General features: G+C 63.1%; 17 protein-coding genes. 9 read left to right on the plus strand and 8 right to left on the minus strand.

Annotated features, from left to right (window positions below; genetic code table 11):
• Positions 1–28 precede the first annotated feature (28 nt).
• Positions 29–1,321 carry an acetyl-CoA C-acyltransferase gene (locus tag ACT01B_RS12940; RefSeq protein ID WP_445143667.1) on the plus strand — a complete coding sequence of 431 codons (1,293 nt, stop codon included), beginning with the start codon at positions 29–31 and terminating at the stop codon, positions 1,319–1,321.
• Positions 1,322–1,343: 22 nt separating this feature from the next.
• On the opposite strand, the gene ACT01B_RS12945 is transcribed toward ACT01B_RS12940, so the two are convergent.
• Entirely contained in the window at positions 1,344–2,588 is a 1,245-nt protein-coding gene (locus tag ACT01B_RS12945) for an OprO/OprP family phosphate-selective porin (protein WP_445143668.1), read from the minus strand.
• Positions 2,589–3,082: 494 nt separating this feature from the next.
• Between ACT01B_RS12945 and ACT01B_RS12950 the strand changes: the two genes are divergently transcribed.
• The 3 genes from ACT01B_RS12950 (at position 3,083) to ACT01B_RS12960 (ending at position 6,502) form a co-directional block, all read left to right on the plus strand.
• Positions 3,083–4,933 (plus strand): amidohydrolase, encoded by a 1,851-nt coding sequence (locus tag ACT01B_RS12950; protein ID WP_445143669.1) that lies wholly within the window; start codon positions 3,083–3,085, stop codon positions 4,931–4,933.
• Between the two features lie 236 nt (positions 4,934–5,169).
• Positions 5,170–5,919, plus strand: coding sequence for an SDR family oxidoreductase (locus ACT01B_RS12955; RefSeq protein ID WP_445143670.1), 750 nt, complete (start codon positions 5,170–5,172; stop codon positions 5,917–5,919).
• 178 nt (positions 5,920–6,097) lie between these two features.
• Complete coding sequence (locus ACT01B_RS12960; RefSeq protein ID WP_445143671.1) at positions 6,098–6,502, plus strand: group III truncated hemoglobin; 405 nt, start codon at positions 6,098–6,100, stop codon at positions 6,500–6,502.
• Positions 6,503–6,512: 10 nt separating this feature from the next.
• On the opposite strand, the gene ACT01B_RS12965 is transcribed toward ACT01B_RS12960, so the two are convergent.
• Both ACT01B_RS12965 and ACT01B_RS12970 read right to left on the minus strand, forming a co-directional pair.
• Complete coding sequence (locus ACT01B_RS12965) at positions 6,513–9,047, minus strand: glycoside hydrolase family 3 N-terminal domain-containing protein (RefSeq protein WP_445143672.1); 2,535 nt, start codon at positions 9,045–9,047, stop codon at positions 6,513–6,515.
• A gap of 55 nt (positions 9,048–9,102) precedes the next feature.
• Entirely contained in the window at positions 9,103–10,134 is a 1,032-nt protein-coding gene (locus tag ACT01B_RS12970) for a LacI family DNA-binding transcriptional regulator (protein ID WP_445143673.1), read from the minus strand.
• A 248-nt stretch (positions 10,135–10,382) separates the two neighbouring features.
• Here ACT01B_RS12970 and ACT01B_RS12975 point away from each other — a divergent pair, with 248 nt between their 5' ends.
• From ACT01B_RS12975 to ACT01B_RS12985, 3 genes are all read left to right on the plus strand, one after another.
• Positions 10,383–11,099: an HAD family hydrolase gene (locus ACT01B_RS12975; RefSeq protein WP_445143674.1), complete on the plus strand. Its 717-nt coding sequence runs from the start codon at positions 10,383–10,385 to the stop codon at positions 11,097–11,099.
• On the plus strand, positions 11,086–11,943 hold the full coding sequence (locus tag ACT01B_RS12980) for an NAD-dependent protein deacetylase (RefSeq protein WP_445143675.1): 858 nt from the start codon (positions 11,086–11,088) through the stop codon (positions 11,941–11,943). Before ACT01B_RS12975 ends, ACT01B_RS12980 begins: the two co-directional genes overlap by 14 nt.
• A gap of 73 nt (positions 11,944–12,016) precedes the next feature.
• Positions 12,017–12,940: a CHAD domain-containing protein gene (locus tag ACT01B_RS12985; RefSeq protein WP_445143676.1), complete on the plus strand. Its 924-nt coding sequence runs from the start codon at positions 12,017–12,019 to the stop codon at positions 12,938–12,940.
• On the opposite strand, the gene tadA is transcribed toward ACT01B_RS12985, so the two are convergent.
• The 3 genes from tadA to ACT01B_RS13000 all read right to left on the minus strand — a co-directional run bounded on the left by tadA (position 12,937) and on the right by ACT01B_RS13000 (position 15,337).
• On the minus strand, positions 12,937–13,425 hold the full coding sequence (gene tadA, locus ACT01B_RS12990) for a tRNA adenosine(34) deaminase TadA (RefSeq protein ID WP_445143677.1): 489 nt from the start codon (positions 13,423–13,425) through the stop codon (positions 12,937–12,939). The genes ACT01B_RS12985 and tadA overlap by 4 nt on opposite strands.
• A 242-nt stretch (positions 13,426–13,667) precedes the next feature.
• Positions 13,668–14,255, minus strand: coding sequence for a hypothetical protein (locus tag ACT01B_RS12995; protein WP_445143678.1), 588 nt, complete (start codon positions 14,253–14,255; stop codon positions 13,668–13,670).
• A gap of 158 nt (positions 14,256–14,413) precedes the next feature.
• Positions 14,414–15,337, minus strand: a complete 924-nt coding sequence (locus ACT01B_RS13000; protein WP_445143679.1) for a LysR family transcriptional regulator — start codon at positions 15,335–15,337, stop codon at positions 14,414–14,416.
• Between the two features lie 116 nt (positions 15,338–15,453).
• Between ACT01B_RS13000 and ACT01B_RS13005 the strand changes: the two genes are divergently transcribed.
• Positions 15,454–16,317 carry an NmrA family NAD(P)-binding protein gene (locus ACT01B_RS13005; protein ID WP_445143680.1) on the plus strand — a complete coding sequence of 288 codons (864 nt, stop codon included), beginning with the start codon at positions 15,454–15,456 and terminating at the stop codon, positions 16,315–16,317.
• Between the two features lie 32 nt (positions 16,318–16,349).
• Positions 16,350–17,051: an SDR family NAD(P)-dependent oxidoreductase gene (locus ACT01B_RS13010; protein WP_445143681.1), complete on the plus strand. Its 702-nt coding sequence runs from the start codon at positions 16,350–16,352 to the stop codon at positions 17,049–17,051.
• 199 nt (positions 17,052–17,250) lie between these two features.
• On the opposite strand, the gene guaA is transcribed toward ACT01B_RS13010, so the two are convergent.
• Positions 17,251–18,831, minus strand: a complete 1,581-nt coding sequence (gene guaA, locus ACT01B_RS13015; protein ID WP_445143682.1) for a glutamine-hydrolyzing GMP synthase — start codon at positions 18,829–18,831, stop codon at positions 17,251–17,253.
• A gap of 139 nt (positions 18,832–18,970) precedes the next feature.
• Complete coding sequence (guaB, locus tag ACT01B_RS13020; protein WP_445143683.1) at positions 18,971–20,428, minus strand: IMP dehydrogenase; 1,458 nt, start codon at positions 20,426–20,428, stop codon at positions 18,971–18,973.
• Positions 20,429–20,524 lie beyond the last annotated feature (96 nt).

Here is a 20,524-nt window from a genome sequence, read left to right on the forward strand (position 1 = left end):
TTTCGCCGTCCTGCCCTAGGATTAGCCCATGACTCTTCGATCGCGCTATCGACAGCCCGTGTGGCTTGCCGCCGGCGTCCGCACACCATTTGCCAAGGTCGATGGCGCGCTGGCCTCGTACGACGCCATCCAGCTATCGGTACCGGTCGCGCGTCATATGCTCGAGAGCCTCCCTCATGGGGGGCGGCCCGACTTTGCGGTCTGGGGTACGGTGGTGCCGAACCTGACGTGGAGCAATATCGCGCGCGAGATCCTGATGGATGCTGGGGCGCCGGCAACCCTCCCTGCGTTCTCGACGATCATGGCCTGTTCGACCAGCATGATCGGCATGATCGAAGCGGCGGGCATGCTCGACGACGACAGCGCGCAGCTTGCGCTGGTCGGCGGCGTCGACAGCCTGAGCCGCATCCAGCTCGGTCTCAACCAGCGGCTCTCCGACAGCATCCGCCATTTCCAGAAGGCACGATCACTGGGAGAAAAGGTGTCGCAAGTGCTGAGCCTCAAGCTCGGCGATATCAGCCTGTACATACCCGGCATCGTCAATCGCACCAGCGGGCTGAGCATGGGCGAGCACACCGAGATCACCGCCAAGGATTGGCATCTGCAGCGCGCGGAGCAGGACCAGATCGCCTACGACAGCCATCGCCATGCGGTGGAAGGTTGGAACAGCGGCTTCTTCGATGACCTGGTCATCCCCATCGGCGATTTCAAACGCGACAGCATTCCGCGCGCGGACACCTCGCTGGAAAAGCTGGCGAAGCTCGCGCCGAGTTTCGACCGCACCAGCGGCCAGGGCACGCTGACCGCCGGTAACTCATCGCCCTTGACCGATGGTGCCGCCAGCCTTTGGGTGGCCACCCAACGCGGCCTGGAGCGCCTGCCCGAACAGGTGCCACGTGTGCGCCTGGTAGACTGGGAAATCGCCGCCATCGACTTCCGTACCGAAGGCCTGTTGATGGCGCCAGCCTATGCCATCCCTCGCCTGCTCGCACGCCATGACCTCCGTTACCAGGACATCGGCCTGTGGGAAATCCACGAAGCATTTGCGGCCCAGGTGCTCTCGCACCTCGCCGCCTTGCAGAGCCGTGATTTCCTCAGTCAAAAGGCGGGCGTTGATCGCGACTTCGGGGTGTTTCCACGCGAGCGGATGAATCCCCATGGCGGCAGTCTCGCCCTTGGCCATCCGTTCGGTGCCACCGGCGCACGCATCCTCAGTCAGACGGTGAAGGAACTGGCGCAACAAGCTCCCGGTACACGCGCCATCGTCAGCATCTGTGCCGACGGCGGCCAGGGAACGGTGGCTTTGCTCGAAGCGGGTTGATCGAGCGAGCGCTTTGAGGGGCTCAGAAATAGACCTGGGCGCGCATTTCGAAGATGCGCGGATTGACCTGCAGGTTGCCGCGATCGCTGTAGGCCCACACGTAATTGGCCTGCAGTTTCAGGTGCTCGCCGATATACCAGTTGGCACCCAAGGTCCAATCGTGCTCCTTGCCGCCAACGATGGCGCCATCGTTCAAATCCAGTTCGCTGTAACGCAGCGCCAGTTCCACCGCACCCCAGGCGTGGGTCGGGCGGATCGCCTGCAGGTCGCGGCCGTTGTAACGCCGATCAGCCACGTTGCCATCGCTGTAATAGCGCGCCTCGCCGGTCAAGGTCCAGGTGGTAAAGACGTAGTAACCGTTGCTGCTGAAGTCGGGCTTGCCGTGATAGCGGTCGACTTGGGCCTGCAAGTATTCGCCCTGTGCGGACCAGGGGCCGTCAATCCACAGCGCTTCGAAACCCTGGCGTTCGACGCTCTTGCTGTAGCTCAGATTGCCCGAATCGATCAGCCGCACGGGTGACAGTCCATCCTCCGGTCTCGCACGCAAACGGGCAGAAGGTGGCACGCTGCCATCGTTCGGCGAATCCAGGGTTTCCTTCGAGGCGGATAGTCCTAGATGCAAGGTGTGCCCCGGCTTATTGATGGGCACCCAGGCGACACGTCCCGCCAAGGTCTGCCCGGGATTGTTGCCGTCAAAGTCCTTGTGCCAGAAGTAGTCGCCCAGATTGATCACCCAGTGCGGGCGAATCCAGGCCCAGTCCACACCGGCACGACGTCCTTCCCAGACGGCCTGGGTCGGCAACGCCGTTTCGATAAACGTGGTTGCCGATGAGCTGGTGACACCCTCGAAGCCCACCGGGGTTTTCGAATAGCCCAGCCTGACGTTGCCAAGATCGTCAGCCAGAAACCCACGGGTACGCACGCGGACAAAGGTATCGACCCATTGCTTCGCCTGGAAATCGTACTGGGCGATGGCGTCGTAGAGCCCGGGCTTCCTGATGAAGAGGCCCAGGTACTTGCGGCGATTAGTACTGGAGTCTTCGAAACGCCCGTCATCGTTGGAGAACCGATTGATGTCGTACTGATAGAGCGCGGCCAGACCAAAGTCGGTGCCATCGGACGTGGTGATATGCGTTGGCCAGTTGCTGTAGAAGTTGTAGTCATCCGCGAGCCCGACCAAGGGCCACGCCAGCAACAGGACGACGACACGGCGCATCCAGCGCACTGCCGGGGACTTTGTTAGGAAATTGATTTGCAGCTTGTTCATGGGCTCGCCTCCCAACGAGAACCTTCATGCTGTCCAAGCCGGACCGTACCCGGAAATGACCATTGTGCATATGCACATTCCATTGGCTCACCTATTTGAATGAAGCCATATGGACGTCCATCCAGCCAGCTGTTAGTCACGCGCGTCCGATACCCCCGCTGAGGTGTTCCCAGCTGATTCGGAGGGATGGTAAGCACTCCCGAGCTTCACACAGCCGTGTTTAACGCTTGACAACCTCGGGCGCTTGCCCGTCGCAAGCCATCGCGACCAGCACCCGTACCGGGCGGGCGGTCACGAAAGCTAGACACGCCAGACCGTAAATGTGGCTTCCGGGCTGGAGGAAACCACGATGATGATCTGCCTCGTATCGCTGGCCGCGAGTTTGTCGGTGGGCGTGGCCCATGGACTGATTCATGTTTGCTCTCCGGCACCGCCCCAAACCACTCACCAGGCATAGGGAAGACCAGCGCTGATTCACCCGCGAGGCGACGCCCATGGCTACGCACCCTTCACTCATCGTCCACAACGCACGCATCCACACCGGCGTATCGAGGCGTCCGGAAGCGCAGGCGCTGGCCGTCAGCGGCCGTCATTTCGCCGCCGTGGGCACGAATGGACAGATCAAGGCGCTGGCCGGCCCCGGCACCATGATGATCGATGCGGGCAGGCGGCGCGTCATACCGGGTTTGATCGACTCCCATCTGCACGTGATCCGCGGCGGCCTCAATTACAACCTCGAGCTACGCTGGGATGGCGTCCCTTCGCTCGCCGATGCCATGCGCATGCTGGCCGACCAGGTGGCGCGCACGCCAGCGCCTCAGTGGGTGCGCGTGGTCGGTGGTTTCACCGAACACCAATTTGCCGAACGCCGCCTGCCCAGCCTGGAAGAACTCAATCAGGTAGCACCCGAGACACCTGTCTTTATCTTGCATCTTTACGACCGCGCGCTACTCAACGCGGCGGCGCTGCGAGCCTGCGGCTATAGCAAAGACACGCCCGACCCACCCGGTGGCCAGATCGTGCGCGACCACACCGGCACCCCGACCGGTCTGCTGCTGGCCACGCCGAACGCCGCGTTGCTTTACGCCACGCTCGCCCTGGGCCCCAAGCTGCCGTACGAATACCAGCTCAACTCCACGCGGCATTTCCTGCGCGAGCTCAATCGCCTGGGCGTCACCAGCGTGATCGACGCCGGCGGTGGCTTCCAGAACTATCCCGACGACTACCGGGTCATCGAGGAGCTCCACCAGCATCATCAGCTCACCGTCCGCATCGCCTACAACCTGTTCACGCAGAAGCCCGCGGAAGAGCTGCAGGACTTCAGGCATTGGACCAGCAACAACCAGTACGGTCAGGGTGACGAGTTCTACCATCTCAATGGTGCAGGGGAAATGCTCGTGTTCTCCGCGGCCGACTTCGAAGATTTCCGTCAGCCGCGTCCAGAAATGCCACCTCACATGGAGGCCGACCTCGAACAAGTGGCGCGATTGCTCGCTACCCGTCGCTGGCCCTGGCGCATGCACGCCACTTACGACGAGACCATCAGCCGCGCGCTGGATGTGTTCGAGAAAATCGACCGCGAGGTTTCGCTGCAAGGACTGCCGTGGTTCTTCGATCACGCTGAGACGGTCTCCGACCGAAATCTCGAACGCATCGCTCGCTTGGGCGGCGGCATCGCCATACAACACCGCATGGCCTATCAGGGCGAGTATTTCGTCGAGCGATATGGGGCCCAGGCCGCAGCGCGCACACCACCGTTCAAGCGCATGCTGGAGATGGGCATCCATGTCGGTGCCGGCACGGATGCCACCCGCGTTGCCAGCTATGACCCATGGAACGCGCTCTACTGGTTGACCACCGGCAAAACCCTGGGTGGCCTGTCCCTGTATCCCGACAGCAACCGGCTTGATCGGGCCAGCGCCCTCACGCTGTACACGCGGGCCAACACCTGGTTCTCGGGTGAACAAGACCTCAAGGGGCAGATTGACATCGAACAGCTCGCCGATTTCGCCCTGCTATCGCAGGACTATTTCGAGGTCGACGACGAAGCCATCCGGCAGATCGTCTCCGAGCTCACCGTCGTGGATGGACACATCGTCTACGCCGGTGGCGACCTGCAGCAGCACGATCCGACACCACCCGTCGCGATGCCCGGCTGGGCGCCAGCGAATTTCGGCAGCCGCTACTGGAAATCGCCGCAAGCGTATGCGCGCGTACAACACGCGGTGCAACTCGCTTCCGCTGGACACTCCCCGCACGGACCGCTATCCGCCTGCATGCATCCGCCTCACGATTTGCAGGAGCATCTGTGGGGACCATCAGGCTGCACGTGCTGGGCCTTTTGACGGGTGTTAGCGCGGCATCCGTTGGCTGGCCCATTGAGCGGCCAGCGACCTCAACGGCAGCAATCCCTCGAATCCGCTGATTTATGGGCCAGGGAGATCAAAACCCGAGAATAAGTTGCGCCCTAAAAGATGTTCGACAATATCGAACGTGTTCGTCAATTTGGCAATACGGCAACGCGCTTCTCTCCGGGCAACATGACCTCATCACCAACCACCCACCTGTTTTGGAGAACGTCATGAGCCGTTTCAACAACAAAACCATCCTCGTCACCGGCGGTAACAGCGGCATCGGCCTAGCTGCCGCCCAGGCCTACGTTGCCGAAGGCGCGCGCGTCATCATCACCGGCCGCGACACCGCTGCGCTCGACGCCGCCATGGCGACGCTAGGCAGCAACGCGATTGCCATTCGCAACGACGCCGGCTCCCTGGCCGCTGCCAAGGAGCTGGCCAACGCACTATCCAGCCAGGGCATCATGCTCGATGCGGTCTTTCTCAATGCTGGGGTCGCCAAATTCGCACCGCTCAGCGACGTGGACGAAGCACTGTGGGACCTGACCTTCAACACCAACGTCAAGGGTCCCTATTTCCAGATTCAGGCCCTGGCACCGCTGCTCAACGCCGGCGCATCCATCGTCATCAACGGCTCGATCAACGCGCGCATCGGCATGCCCTCTTCGTCGGTCTATGCGGCCAGCAAGGCAGCGGTCATTTCGCTGGCCAAGACGCTATCGGCCGAACTGTTGCCCAAAGGCGTTCGCGTGAACGTGGTGAGCCCGGGACCGGTGCATACGCCGATCTACGGCAAGCTCGGTCTTGACCAGGCCGCGCTCGAAGCCACGGCAGCGCAGATCCAGGCGCAGATTCCGCTCGGCCGCTTCGGTCAGCCCAGCGAGATCGCCGCCACCGTGCTGCATCTGTCCGCGCCGGAGTCGGCCTTTATCGTCGGCACCGAAATCATTGCCGACGGCGGCATGAGCCAGCTGTAAATCACCCTGCCCGGCCGCGACTGCGGCCGGGCCATCACTCGAGACGCGGAGCGTTGCCTGCACGAACGGATGACTTTCGACGGCCACTTATTACACCGCTGCGGCAACACGCCACCCGTCGATGAGACGCTCTTCCCGGATAATCGACCCTCTGCCGTCCCTGCACCACGCTCTCGTCATGACCCGCCTTCCGCTCAACCAAAACACCATCGCCATCCTGGTCGACCGCTTCTATGAGGCCGTTCGCGCCAATACGGAGATCGGCCCTGTCTTCAACGCTGCCGTTGAAAACTGGAGCGAACACAAGCAGCTGCTGAGTTCGTTCTGGTGCTCCGTGGCGTTGGGAACGGGTACGTATCGCGGCTTTCCCATGGCGGTCCATCGGCAGCACCCGATCAAGGCGACGCATTTCGATCAGTGGCTCACCTTGTGGCGAACGACCTGCACCGACGTGCTGGAGGATTCCGCCGCTGCACGCATGATTGAATACGCCGAGCGCATCGGCCGTAGCCTGCGCTACGGCCTGGGGCTCTGCGGGCGTGTCGGGGCTCGACCGTTGGGCATCCCCATCGTCAGCGGTTGATCAGCCGCGCTTATCGCGGGCAGTCCACCACCTGATCCACCTGGTTTCCAAGCGCCACGCTGGCGATGGCAAGCCGCGCACCCTTACCGGCTTCAAGGACGAACGGTTGCTCGATGTGATGCATGTCGACGCCGTGTGCACGGAAGCAGCGCAGAGGAATGCCCACGCGTGTCCACTGCCCGGGCTTCAGCTTGCCCAGCTGGGCGCCAAGCACGACACGCCCTTCGCAATCCTTGCCGCATCCCATGCCAGCCCATGCGTCGGCCTTCGGCGACGCATCCACCCGCAAGGTGATAACCAGCATCGAGTCGCCGGTTGCTTCGCGATCAAGATCAAGCGGCGCTTTGGCGTGAATCGTGAGACGTGCGCCGTCTTTATCCCAGGCGAACAGCCGCGCGTCCTCCTGTGCCTTGTAGTCAACGCCCGTCATGCGCAGGCTGCTGTCCGTCGTTACAGAAGTCGCCGCTTCCGCCGTCGAAGCCACCCCATCGGCACCGGCTAGCACCAACGCGTAGCCATGAACGGCCTTGCCGTGATCGAGATAGCTGTCCGTGGGTGCCGGCGCCTCGGTGATACCCGACACTTCAGGCAACATGGGCAGCGTTTGATGATCGGCATAGCTCAAGCCATGGCCTAGCGGGAACAAGGGCGTGCCCTGCCCCTGTACAGCAGTGTTGGGCCATGCATGAGCCAGCTTGCCGCGGAAATCGTGAGCCACGCTGCCGTCACGATTGCGCAACAGCACATCGCCTACGCCGCCACCCTCGCTACCCGGTAGCCACGCCGCGACGAAAGCATCGGCGGCATTGATCTCGCGGTTCACCCATAACGGACGGCCGCTGAGAAACACCGCGACCACCGGTATGCCATCGCCGCGCAGGCGACGAATCAAGGCCAGATCGCGATCGTCGCCTGGGCGATACAACAGATTGGGAATATCGCCCTCGAACTCGGCGTAAGGTTCTTCCCCGAATACCACGACGGCGACGTCCGGCTTGGCCGCATAGTGGCCGTCGACGGCGATCTCGGTAACGCCACCCGCCGCCTTGACCTGTTCCGCGATACCAGCACCGATCGATTGCGCGCCCGGGAAGTCTTCGTTCTTGAAGCCAGTGCCCTGCCAGTTCAGCGTCCAGCCGCCGCTTTGCTGGGAAATATTGTCCGCGCCATGGCCCGCCAGCAGGATGTGCTTGCGCGGGTCGAGCGGGAGCAAGCCGGCATTGTTTTTCAGCAGCACCAGCGACTCACGCACGGCACGCCGCGCCAGCGCACGATGCGCCGGACTGCCGACCACGTCAGCCGCCTTGGTCGCCAGCGGCTGCGCCGATGGCAAACCTGCCTCGAACAAACCGGCGCGAAACTTCACCCGCAGGATGCGGGCCACCGCATCATCAACCCGCGCCATCGGAATCACGCCCGACTTCACCTCGGCCAGCGTGTGTTCGTAGAGACCGCGCCAACTATCCGGGGCCATCAACATATCGACGCCGGCATTGATGGAAACCGGGCAGTCTTCCTTGCTGCAGCCGGGCACCTGGCCGTGACCATTCCAGTCACCCACCACGAAACCCTGGAAATCCATGCGTCCCTTCAGCACATCGGTCAGCAGCGCCTTGTTGCCGTGCATCTTCACGCCATTCCAGCTCGAGAAAGAAGCCATCACGGTCTGCACGCCCGCGTCGATGGCAGGCGGATAACCTGCCGCATGTACGGTACGCAGCACGGTTTCGCTGACTTCGGTATCGCCCTCGTCCTTGCCATTTTTGGTGCCGCCATCGCCAAGAAAATGCTTGGCCGTGGCGATCGCATGGGAGCTGTCGAGGAACTGCGGCGTGCCCAGCTTGCCCTGCAAGCCTTCGACCATCGCCGCAGCGTACTCGGCGACCAGCTTCGGATCCTGCGAGTAGCCCTCATAGGCTCGGCCCCAGCGCAGGTCTTGCGGCACGGCAATGGTCGGCGCAAACGTCCAGTTGATGCCGGTGGCGCGTACTTCCGCCGCTGTAGCCGCGCCAATTTCCCGTATCAGGGCCGGATCGTGTGCCGCACCCAGGGCCGAGTTCTGCGGAAACAGCGTGGCACCGGTGGTGTCGTTGTGCCCGTGGACGGCGTCGATGCCAAACAGCACGGGAATCGCCGTATGGCCGCCGCTGGTATCCATCGAGGCACGATAGAAATCGTCAGACAACGCCTTCCACTGGTCGGGCGTGGCAAACCGCTGGCCGTGCGGCTTGGAGTCGCCACCGGCGAGAATCGAACCCAGTCGATACTTGCGTACATCGTCCGGCGTCACCGTGGTGATATCGGCCTGGATCAATTGGCCGACCTTTTCCTCCACGGTCATCTTTGACATCAGCGCAGCCACCCGCTGTTCCAGCGCGGCGTCAGCCGGAAACGGCCAGGTGGCGCGCGGCCACTGCCCGGGATGCACAGCAGTCGATTCGAGCGCGAGTGCCGCGCCAGAGATACCAAGCGCGGTGGTCAACGCGGCAACGATGAAAGACGAGCGGGTATTGGACAGCGACACGGGGCGCCCCTTGGCGAACATGCGAGTAACTGATGATAAGTGACCGCAACGTTCATCGGTGTGGTGGTCAGACCCACTATGGCGTAGATGAGCCTGCGCGCAAAGCTTGGTCAGGAACGCGTGCGGTCGAGCCGCGCAGGCACAGGGAAAAATCCTGCCAGATCATGCTTCCGACGCCCTCGCGTATGAGGCACAGCAACTGGTCGGCCGCAATGCGTCCCATGTCGCGGCACGGCTGGCGGATCGTCGACAGCGATGGCCAGATCTGCCGCGACATGGGCGTGTCGTCGAAGCCGCAGACGGACAGGTCGCGAGGCACCGACAGGCCAGCCTCGCTGGAGGCCCAGATCACGCCCGCCGCCATATCGTCGTTGGCAGCGAAAATAGCCGATGGCGGCGATGCCAGCGCAAGCAGCTCGCGCGCCGCGGCGACTCCGGAGTCGAACGTAAAACAGCCCTGCACCACCAGCGCTGCGTCGTAGCGCAGCCCGCACTGGCCGAGTCCGTCGCGATAGCCATCGAGCCGCCAGGTCGATGCGCCGTGGTCGGGATGTCCTGCGATATGCGCGATCCGCTGATGCCCCAGCGAGGACAGATGGATCACCATCTCGCAGGCGGCCTTGCGTTCGTCCAGCGCCACGCCGACGCCATCGCGATCGCGCGGCGAAATGCTGGCGAACGGGATTTCCCATGCGCGCAAACGGGCCAGCAAGCCCGCGTGGTCGCTGACCGGCGAGGTGAGAATCAGGCCTTCGAGGTGACGCCCGGAGATCAGCGTTTCCACCTGCGCGACGAAGCCCGGATCATGCGCATCCACCGGTTGCATCAGCACGCTGTAGCGCCGCGCATCGCAAGCTTCCAGGACGCCGCTCTGCACTTCCATCATGTAGCTGGGCGAGGGATTGTCGTAAAGCAGCGCCACCAGGAACGAACGGTTGGTCGCCAGGCTGCGCGCCGACGGGTGCGGTCGATAGCCCAGCGACTGGACCACCTCCAGAATGTGCTGGCGGGTTTTCTCGCTTACATGAAGCTCGTTGTTGAGTACTCGCGAGACGGTCTTGGCAGAGACTCCCGCCACCCGGGCGACGTCCTCGATGCGTGCGCGCATAGCCACCTGAAGTAACAATCAGCCAGGACTTGCCGCGTGTCAGCGCGGATGAGCCTGATTACGGCCCTGCGACCGCCATGTCCCCCCAGGGCGGAAGCCAAATCATCCTAGCATGCGTTTGGGGAACGACCAGTTGGCACCACGTCGCCGCGCCCGAGTTCTCTGCCGGGAACCTCTTTCTGGAAAAATGACCAGATGGCCCCACCTTCTGGCTGCCTCCCTTAACGTTCCGCTGCGGGTGATAGATCGTGATTGAGCTGATCGGTTTCGATGGTGACGACACGCTGTGGCACAGCGAGGGCTACTACCAGTGGGCCGGCAAGGCCTTCGAGAGCATCCTTGGCGAGTATGTCGACCTCGCCAATGCACGGCTACACGATCGCCTGCTCGCCACCGAGCGGCGCAATCTGAAGCTGTTCGGCTATGGCGCCAAGGGCATGACGTTGTCGATGATCGAATCGGCCATCGAGATTACCGAGTCGCGCATCAGTGCGAGCGACCTTCATCGCATCGTTGAGATCGGCAAGCAGGTGCTGGCCCACCCGGTGGAATTGCTGCCCGGTATCCGTGCCGCGGTGGAGGCGGTAGCCGCGCATCATCGGGTCGTACTGATCACCAAGGGCGACCTGTTCCACCAGGAGCAGAAGGTCGCGAGCAGCGGACTGGCCGACCTGTTCCAGCGTATCGAGATCGTTTCGGAGAAAGACGATCGCGCCTATCGCCGTGTGCTCGGTGAGTTCGACGTCACGCCCCAGCGCTTCGCCATGGTCGGCAATTCGCTGCGATCGGATATCGCACCCGTCGTGCAACTGGGTGGCTGGGGCGTCTACATGCCTTATCACGTGACCTGGGCGCACGAGACCGATACCGACTTCGTCGACCACGCATCACGTGTGGTCCAGGTCGATGCTCCGGACCGCATTGCCCAAGCCCTTGAGGAGTTGCAGGCCCGTGCTGCTGCCTGACGCCACCACCGACCTCGACGGTGCCGAGTCACTCGAGCAGGATCGCGCGCGCCTGCATGCTTTCATCGATGCGCATCCGCGCCTGTTCGTGCTGACCGGCGCCGGTTGCAGCACGGATTCCGGCATCCCCGACTACCGCGACACGAATGGCGGCTGGAAACGACCCCAGCCGGTGACCTACCAGGCCTTCATGGGCGAGCGTGCCACGCGCCAGCGCTACTGGGCCCGCAGCCTGGTGGGCTGGCGGCGCTTCGGCCGCGCCCGGCCCAACGCCACGCACCGTGCCCTGGCCCGCCTGGAGCACCATGGCCGTGTCGCCGCCTTGCTCACCCAGAACGTCGATGGCTTGCACCAGGCGGCCGGCCAGCAAAACGTGATCGACCTGCACGGCCGTCTCGACGAAGTTCGCTGCACGGCCTGCGCGCATCGCACGCCGCGCGAGACCTTCCAGCACGAACTGGTGCAGCTCAATCCGGCGTGGGCGCTACTCGACGCCAGCGATGCACCCGATGGCGACGCCGATCTGGACGGCAGGGATTTTTCGAGTTTCGAGATTCCGCCCTGCCCCGGTTGCGGCGGGATCATGAAACCTGACGTCGTGTTCTTCGGCGAAAACGTGCCACGCGATCGCGTTGACGCCGCCATCACGGCGTTGAACGCGTCCGATGCCGTGCTGGTGGTCGGCTCGTCGCTGATGGTCTTTTCCGGCTACCGCTTTGTGGCCGCGGCGGCGCGCGACGGCAAGCCCATAGCCGCGGTCAACCGGGGGCGCACACGCGCCGACCCCTTGCTCAGCCTCAAGGTCGAACAATCCTGCGCCGAGGCCCTGGCCTTCATAGCCTGACCAGGCTGCTTGGGCCGCTCGCGCATTGTGACAATTTGATGCACAGTACACAGACTGGTCTGTGGGGTGCCTCATGAATGCCAGGCTGCAAGGTCGAGCCATTCCATCGCGGGCCTCGCGGAGCATTGCGCGGTCCAAATCACACGCGACCTCGGAATTCGAGCGCATTCGCCATAATCTGGACGGCTATCTGGTCAAGGCCGTCGATGCACGCAAACGCCTGCTCGAGCAAGCCTATGACCCGAAGCAGCTGCATGCCTGGCGCGTCGGCTTGCGGCGTGTCACCGCGACGCTGAACAGCGTGAGCCGCCTTTCCGATGATCGCCTGGACGATGTCGTCACCCACCTGCGTGCATGCCGCGAAACCACTGGCCGCTGCCGCGACATCGACATCCTCGCCCAGGAAACGCTGCCGGCCTTCCTGCGCGAATGCCCGGTCATACCTCCGCCGGCGGCGACTATGCAACAGGCCATCGCCGAACTCCAGGGCCAGGCGCATGCGCAGGTCGTCGCCTCGCTGAAGAAGAGCAGCCTGGCGATCCCCGTTCAGTCCTGGCGCCACTGGGCGGCTGCCGTCGAACCACCGAGCGACCAACGCATTCGCGAAAACGCTGCGGCGGTGATCGACGACCGTTTCAACGTGCTGACCAGGCGCATTGCCAAGCTCAATGGCGGCAGGAAACGCCTGCATCGCCTGCGCGCCGCGGTCAAGAAACTGCGCTACACGATGGAGCTGTACCAGCACCTGTTTCCCAAGCGTGCGGCAAATGCCTGGCTCAAGCAGTTATCGGACCTGCAAGCTCACCTGGGCCTCGCCCATGATCGCCTGATGGGGCGGGACCTGGTTGCCACACTGCCCGTGCCCGAAAGCGACCAGGATCCGATCAAGGCGTTCCGGCGCTGGGCCAGGAAGTCGGCCTATGACGCGTCCACGAAGATGGTGCAGTCCCTCACCCAGCTGGACAAACTGAGCCACTACTGGAGCAAGGCGTCCTAGCGCCGCGAGCGAAAGAACTCCCGCAACATGCTCGACGATTCCTCGGCCAATAGTCCGCCTTCCACCGCCACGCGATGATTGTGGCGATCGGAAACCAGCGTATCGAACACGCTGCCCGCGGCCCCAGTCTTGGGATCGGTCGCGGCATACACCACGCGCCCGATACGGGCATGCACCAAGGCCATGGCGCACATCGCACAGGGCTCCAGCGTCACGTAGAGCGTGGCGCCGGGCATGCGGTAATTGGCGAGCTTCTCGCCAGCGGCGCGCAGGGCCATGATTTCGGCATGAGCGGTGGGGTCGTTCAAGGTGATGTTGCGATTCCAGCCCAGGCCGATGATGTCGCCTTCCTGCACCAGCACGGCGCCCACCGGCACTTCGTTCTCGGCATCGCGCGCATGCGCGGCCAATTGCAGGGCACGGCGCATATAGCCTTCGTCTTCGGCTGAAAAAAGCGGCGGCGAAAGCAGGATGTCATCGGTCATCGGCAGAAAGAATCAGAACTCGGCTCGACATTCTATCGCCGCCGCAGAACAAAGCACCGTCTCGACAAGAGTCATGGACCAGGTCGAGACCGGGCTAGATGCTTCCGGGGTGGCGGTCAGTGTTTGACGTATACGGGAGTCCGCCGCAAAAACGGTCCTCATGCGCCGCCAAACGCATGAAAGAGATCCGCGATTGGCCAGGACGCAAGCCCTGAACGTGGCCTTCAATGGGTTGTCGAACCTCAGCTGGGAGTTCGGCAAAGTAGCCCTTCGTGCGCGCAAAAGACCGCCACCAACGGCCTCATGTTCGTCACGCCAGCGGCTGTTGAGAGCCTCCGGCATGACGACCATATATTCTGTTTCACGTTCGCCAGTGGCGTGATGACATCAGAAGGCGCCAGCGACGTTGAGTCGTTGCGCTTCTCCCTGTCGGACTCCTCTTTGGTCCGTTCCTGCCACACCCCATTCGCCATGACGCCTACTTTAGGGGGCAGCGTGGCGGGGCTGATACATGACACGCCAAAGAGCGCGTCTTTTCCGAGTACGCCCTGACTGGTGAACGAGGCTGTTCCACCTACTCGGCTGCAGAATGCCTGGTCAAATTTCAAAGTCTCAGACGATTGAAGCGCAGGAATGTATGTGAACGTTCCATCCTCGTTTGGCTTCAATACCTGCTTTACAAGCACCTGCCTGCCTTGGGGATCGGGCAAAAAAATCATGCGCTCGACCAGGGTTTCCCCCTGCGGCGACGTGACGACTTTCTGGCTGACCATTTGCGCACTTACTAAGGTTGGGACAGCTAACAGCAAGCATGTAGCGATCGATTTCATGATGTCCTTCTCCACGGTGAGGCCCAAGCGTCGCCATTCGAAAATATTTGCGATTTGCTTTTGAGCATGTGATGCTTTTGTGAAAAAAAGCAACGCAGACCGCGACAAACGTGCTTAGAGCCGATGCAACGTCAAAATCGAGTCATTCCCTTACTCAACTAATCGTTTTCCGTTGCCGCCTCGGTCATCGACACCACAAAATCAAAAAAGGCCCGCACCTTGGCCGACGGGTGATGGCGCGACGGATACAGCGCGTAAAGCGGGAAGCGCTCGTCCGGCCAATCGGGGAAAAGCTCCACCAGCTGCCCGTCGGCGAGCCATCGCTCGGTGCCCAGCGCCATGACCTGGGCCACGCCATAGCCAGCCAGGCAGGCGCTGTGCATGGTGCCAGTGTCATTGACGATCAGCCGACCGGCGGTTTTCACCACGAGCTTGCGCTGCTTGCGGTGAAACTCCCAGGGGAAGGTGCGCCCGGTGGCCGGGTCGCGAAACTCGATGCAGACATGCGCGGCCCCTTCGAGACCTTGCGGCATCGCGGGGCGTCCGTAGCGTCGAAGATACGACGGTGCCGCCACGGTCAGGATGCGCGTATCCAGCAATTTACGGGCGACCAGGCCAGACACCGGAGGCTCGCCAAAGCGTATGGCCAGGTCGAAACCGTCGGCGACGATGTCACCCAATTGGTCGCGGGTCACCAGCTCGAGCTCCAGCTCCGGATGGGCATCCATAAACTCGCCCAGCCGCGGCCCCAACATCAGGCGCGAAAACAGCGGGTCCATATTGACCCGAAGCCGGCCGCGCACCGTCGTGGCGCCTTGTGCGGCGCTGGTCGCCGCTTCCTCCAGCCCGGCCAGCAAGGGCAGCACCTGGGCGTGGAAACGACGCCCCTCGTCGGTGAGGTTCACCGAGCGCGTGGTGCGGTTGAACAACCGGATACCCAGCCTCGCCTCAAGCCGGGCGATCGCGCGACTGACCCCGGGCGGCGACATGTCCAGCGCTTCGCCCGCGGCGGCAAAGCTGCCGCCGTCGACGACGGCAGCGAACACACTCATGCCGTTCAACAAGCGCTCGTCGAAGGCCATGCATTAGTGCCTTTCTGTCACTTATCAAATGCTATTGATGTTATCGCGAAATGAGTAAGCCGAGCGGAGAATGCGCCCCATCGCGATAGACCATCGCCACTTCGGGAGTCCCGAACATGTTTGCAGTCATGGGAATTACCGGTCAGGTCGGCGGTAAGGTCGCAGGCAACCTGCTTCGCGCGGGGCAAGCCGTGCGCGCCGTCGTCCGCGAGGCCAACAAGGCCGAGCCCTGGACCACGCTGGGCTGCCAGGCCGCCGTGGCATCGTTCGACGATCCCGCCGGCCTGACCGCCGCGTTCAAGGGTGTCGAAGGCGTCTTTCTGATGATTCCGCCGGACTACGACCCGGCGCCCGGCTTCCTCCATATCCGCGCCATCATCGACACGGTCAGCCAGGCGGTCGAGGCATCCCGCCCGGGCAAGCTGGTCTTTCTTTCCACCGTGGGCGCACAAGTCGAAGAGTTCTCCCTTTTGCACAACTCAAGGATGCTTGAAGCCGCCCTGCGCACCCTGCCCCTGCCGACGGCCTTCGTGCGCGCCGGATGGTTTATGGAAAACGCGGCATGGGATATCGAGGCCGCCCGCTCCGGCATCATGCCCAGCTTCCTGCAGCCGCTGGATCATCCGCTTCCGATGGTCGCGACCGCGGATATCGCCCGCACGGTGGCCGAAGCAATGCAGCAGTCCTGGATCGGTACCCGGGTGGTCGAACTGGAAGGCCCCGCGCGCTACTCAGCCAATGACATCGCCGCCGCTTTTGCCGCCATCTTCGCTCACCCCGTGCAGGCCGAACCGGTACCACGCGACAGCTGGGAAGCACGGTTCCGCGCCGAGGGCATGCAAAACCCCGAGCCGCGCATCCGCATGCTCGATGGCTTCAACCAAGGCTGGATCGAATTCGAGCAAGGCGTACGCGGATCGCGCAAGGGAACCGTCACGCTGCCTACGGTGCTGCGCGAACTGGTCGAGCGCGCAAAGTGAAACACCCACTCTCCCGATAAGGACTCCCCGCCATGTCTCACAACCCCACTTCCACCGCACTTATCGTCGGCGCCTCACGCGGCCTGGGCCTGGCCCTCACCGAGGAATTCCTCAAGCGCGACTGGCAGGTGATCGCCACCGTACGCGGCACACGGCACACCGCCCTGCACGATCTTGCCGCCCACTCGCACGGACGCCTGGAAATCGAGGCGGTCGATATCGATGATGACGAGCAGGTCGCCGCCCTGCACCATCGCCTGCGCGATCGCCGACTGGACCTGCTGTTCGTCAATGCCGGCATCGCCATCGATCCGGACAAATCCATTCGTGACACCAGCACCGAAGCGTTCGTGCAGATGATGGTCACTAACGCCCTGAGCCCGATGCGAGTGATCGAAAGCCTGCAAACGCTGGTACCTCCCAGCGGCACGATCGCCGCGATGTCGTCGGAGCTGGGCAGCGTGTCGGAAAATCTCGATGGCGGCTGGGAGGTCTATCGCGCCAGCAAGGCAGCGCTCAACACACTGATGCGCAGCTTCGCCGCACGCCACACGGGTGACCCACGCAGCTTGCTACTGATCGCCCCGGGCTGGGTACGCACCGAGATGGGCGGCGCCGAGGCTCCGCTTGATATCAGCGAAAGCATTCCGCGCGTGGTCGATACGATCCAGTCCCGCCGCGGGCACGCCGGGCTGCGCTACCTGGACTACCGGGGACAAACGGTGCCCTGGTAGGCATGATGAACCTTGTGCCGTCGCCAGCATCAGACGACGATCGGCGCGAAAGCACCGCTCAGGACTGGGCGCTCAAGTCTTGCGTTGGCGCCCAAGGACGCTGCTCGGCAGCATTGCCGAGAAGCGTAAACAATTCACTGATTATCAGTAAGTTACCCGACACTTCTAACATACAAACAACTCGCGGGAGTGAGCAAACTCACTCCCACTCGATGGTCGCGGGCGGCTTGCCGCTAATGTCATAAACGACACGAGAAACTCCACGCAACTCATTGATAATGCGATTGGAAACCTTGCCAAGAAAATCATACGGCAAGTGCGCCCAATGCGCCGTCATGAAGTCGATGGTCTCCACCGCCCGCAGCGCGATCACCCATTCGTAGGCGCGGGCGTCGCCGACCACGCCTACCGACTTCACCGGCAGGAACACCGCGAAGGCCTGGCTGGTCTTGTCGTACAGATCCCAGGCGCGCAGCTCTTCGATAAAGATGGCGTCGGCACGGGCCAACAGCTCGGCGTATTCCCGCTTCACCTCGCCCAGGATACGCACGCCCAGGCCGGGGCCGGGGAACGGATGGCGATAGACCATCTCGCGCGGCAGGCCGAGCTCCACGCCGATGCGGCGTACTTCGTCCTTGAACAGTTCACGCAACGGCTCGATCAGCTTGAGCTTCATGTGCTCAGGCAGGCCGCCCACGTTGTGGTGGCTCTTGATGACGTGGGCCTTGCCGGTCTTGCTGCCGGCCGACTCGATCACATCGGGATAGATGGTGCCCTGCGCCAGCCACTTCACATGACCGCCGCCCGAGGCGGTGACCCTGGCCGATTCCTCGTCGAAGATCTCGACGAACAGCCGGCCGATGATCTTGCGCTTGGCTTCCGGGTCGGCCACGCCTTCGAGCGCATTGAAGTAGCGATCGGCGGCGTCGACACGGATCACCTTCACGCCCATGTGCTCGGCCATGGTGGCCATCACCTGGTCGCCTTCCTTCCAGCGCAGCAGGCCGGTGTCCACGAACACGCAGGTGAGCTGCTTGCCGATGGCCTGGTGCAGCAGCGCGGCAACCACGGAAGAGTCCACGCCGCCGGACAGGCCCAGCAGCACATGATCGTCACCGACTTGCGCGCGCACGCGCGCGATCTGGTCTTCGATGATGTGCGCCGCCGTCCACAGGGCCTGGCAGCCGCAAATTTCCGTGACGAAACGCTTCAGCAGTGCATTGCCCTGCTTCGTATGCGTCACTTCCGGATGGAACTGCACGCCGTACCAGCGCTTGTCCTCGTTTTCCATCACGGCGACCGGGATGCGGTCAGTGGAGCCTGTGACGACAAAGCCCGGCGGTGCCTTGGCGACATGATCGCCGTGGCTCATCCACACATCGAGTCGATGACTGCTGTCGTGATCGCTCAGGCCCTCGAACAGACGGCTCTTCGTCACGATGTCGACTTCGGCGTGGCCAAACTCGCGTGCATCGGCCGCTTCGGTGGCACCGCCCAGCTGCGCGGCCAGGGTCTGCATGCCGTAGCAGATGCCGAGGATGGGCAGGCCTGAGTCGAACACCTGCTGCGGCGCCGTCGGCGCGCCCGCCAGCGTGGTCGATTCCGGGCCACCGGAAAGAATGATGCCCTTGGCGCCGAACGCGGCGATCTCGGCCGGGTCGTGGTCCCAGGCCCAGATCTCGCAATACACGCCGATCTCGCGCACGCGCCGGGCGATCAGCTGGGTGTACTGCGCACCGAAATCGAGGATGAGGATTTTGTCGCTATGGATGTCGGTCACGGTCCGGCTCCGATGCGCGGCGAGCGGGTATCGCGCCGCGTCTGAATTCTGGGAATACGAAGGTGACGTCGGGCATCACGCCCTGCACGTAGCCTTCCGTTAAAACGATGCGCCGGCCATAAGGCCGGCGCGTATCCGTTTACGAATTGAGCCGATAGTTCGGCGCTTCCTTCGTGATCTGGATATCGTGCGGATGCGCCTCGGTCACGCCAGCGCCAGTCACCCTCACGAACTGCGCGTTCTGGCGCACGTCCTCGACGGTGGCCGCCCCCAGGTAACCCATGGACGCCCGCAGGCCACCGATCAGCTGGTGGATGATGTTGCGCAGCGGACCACGGTACGGCACGCGACCCTCGATGCCTTCCGGCACCAGCTTGTCGGGATCCGCATCGTCCTGGAAGTAACGATCCTTGGAGCCCAGCGCCATCGCGCCCAGCGAGCCCATGCCACGGTAGCTCTTGTACGAGCGACCCTGGAACAGCTCCACTTCGCCCGGCGATTCCTCGGTGCCGGCGAACATCGAGCCGAGCATCACGGTGGACGCACCGGCAGCGAGCGCCTTGGGGATATCGCCCGAGTAACGGATGCCGCCATCGGCGATCAACGGGATCTCGTCCTTCAGAGCAGTGGCGACCATGTCGATCGAGGTGATCTGCGGCACGCCCACGCCGGCAACCACGCGCGTGGTGCAGATCGAGCCCGGGCCCACGCCGACCTTCACCGCATCCACGCCAGCGTGCAGCAGCGCGCGCGCCGCTTCGCCGGTGACGATATTGCCGGCGATGACCTGCACCTGCGGATAGCGCTTCTTTACCCAGCCAGCGCGCTCGATGACGCCCTGCGAATGGCCATGCGCGGTATCGACCACGATCACGTCCACGCCGGCTTCGACCAGGGCCTCGACACGCTGCTCGGTATCGCCACCCACGCCGACCGCGGCGCCGACCAGCAGACGCTCGTGGCGATCCTTGGCAGCGTTCGGGTTGTCGCGGGCCTTCTGGATGTCCTTGACGGTAATCAGTCCACGCAGCTGGTAGTCGTCGTTGACGACCAGGACCTTTTCGATGCGGAACTTGTGCAGCAGCTGCAGCACCTCGTCCTGGCTGGCGCCCTCACGCACCGTCACCAGTTTGTCCTGGCGGGTCATGATGTTGCGCACCGGGTCCTCGTGCTTGCGCTCGAAACGCAGGTCGCGGCTGGTGACGATGCCGACCAGCTTCTCGCCATCCACTACCGGCACGCCGGAGATGTTGTGCGCACGAGTGAGCTGCAACACTTCGCGGATGGAAGTGTTCGGACCCACGGTGATCGGGCTGCGGATCACGCCAGCCTCGAACTTCTTCACCAGGCGCACTTCAGCGGCCTGCTGATCGCCGGTCATGTTCTTATGGATGATGCCGATGCCGCCGTTCTGCGCCATCGTGATGGCAAGGCGGGCTTCGGTCACCGTGTCCATGGCGGCGGACACGATGGGGATGTTCAGGCGCAGATCGCGGGTCAGCCGCGTGGAAGTGTCCACGTCGCGCGGCAGAACAACCGAATGGGCCGGAACCAGGTAAACGTCGTCGTAGGTGAGAGCCTCGGCGATGATGCGCATGCGAAAAGTCCCGCTGCAAAGATGAAATTATACGCGGAAGACCGCAGGCTCGCCACACGCTGCATGAACAGTTTGTTGCCGAAAGCGCGACGATCG

The organism is Dyella sp. Tek66A03 (assembly GCF_052567735.1).

Coding starts and splice junctions, on each gene's coding strand:
- ACT01B_RS12940 (WP_445143667.1), top strand. CDS start 29: ATGACTCTTCGATCGCGCTATCGACAGCCCGTGTGGCTTGCCGCCGGC.
- ACT01B_RS12945 (WP_445143668.1), bottom strand. CDS start 2,588: ATGAACAAGCTGCAAATCAATTTCCTAACAAAGTCCCCGGCAGTGCGC.
- ACT01B_RS12950 (WP_445143669.1), top strand. CDS start 3,083: ATGGCTACGCACCCTTCACTCATCGTCCACAACGCACGCATCCACACC.
- ACT01B_RS12955 (WP_445143670.1), top strand. CDS start 5,170: ATGAGCCGTTTCAACAACAAAACCATCCTCGTCACCGGCGGTAACAGC.
- ACT01B_RS12960 (WP_445143671.1), top strand. CDS start 6,098: ATGACCCGCCTTCCGCTCAACCAAAACACCATCGCCATCCTGGTCGAC.
- ACT01B_RS12965 (WP_445143672.1), bottom strand. CDS start 9,047: ATGTTCGCCAAGGGGCGCCCCGTGTCGCTGTCCAATACCCGCTCGTCT.
- ACT01B_RS12970 (WP_445143673.1), bottom strand. CDS start 10,134: ATGCGCGCACGCATCGAGGACGTCGCCCGGGTGGCGGGAGTCTCTGCC.
- ACT01B_RS12985 (WP_445143676.1), top strand. CDS start 12,017: ATGAATGCCAGGCTGCAAGGTCGAGCCATTCCATCGCGGGCCTCGCGG.
- tadA (WP_445143677.1), bottom strand. CDS start 13,425: ATGACCGATGACATCCTGCTTTCGCCGCCGCTTTTTTCAGCCGAAGAC.
- ACT01B_RS12995 (WP_445143678.1), bottom strand. CDS start 14,255: ATGAAATCGATCGCTACATGCTTGCTGTTAGCTGTCCCAACCTTAGTA.
- ACT01B_RS13000 (WP_445143679.1), bottom strand. CDS start 15,337: ATGGCCTTCGACGAGCGCTTGTTGAACGGCATGAGTGTGTTCGCTGCC.
- ACT01B_RS13005 (WP_445143680.1), top strand. CDS start 15,454: ATGTTTGCAGTCATGGGAATTACCGGTCAGGTCGGCGGTAAGGTCGCA.
- ACT01B_RS13010 (WP_445143681.1), top strand. CDS start 16,350: ATGTCTCACAACCCCACTTCCACCGCACTTATCGTCGGCGCCTCACGC.
- guaB (WP_445143683.1), bottom strand. CDS start 20,428: ATGCGCATCATCGCCGAGGCTCTCACCTACGACGACGTTTACCTGGTT.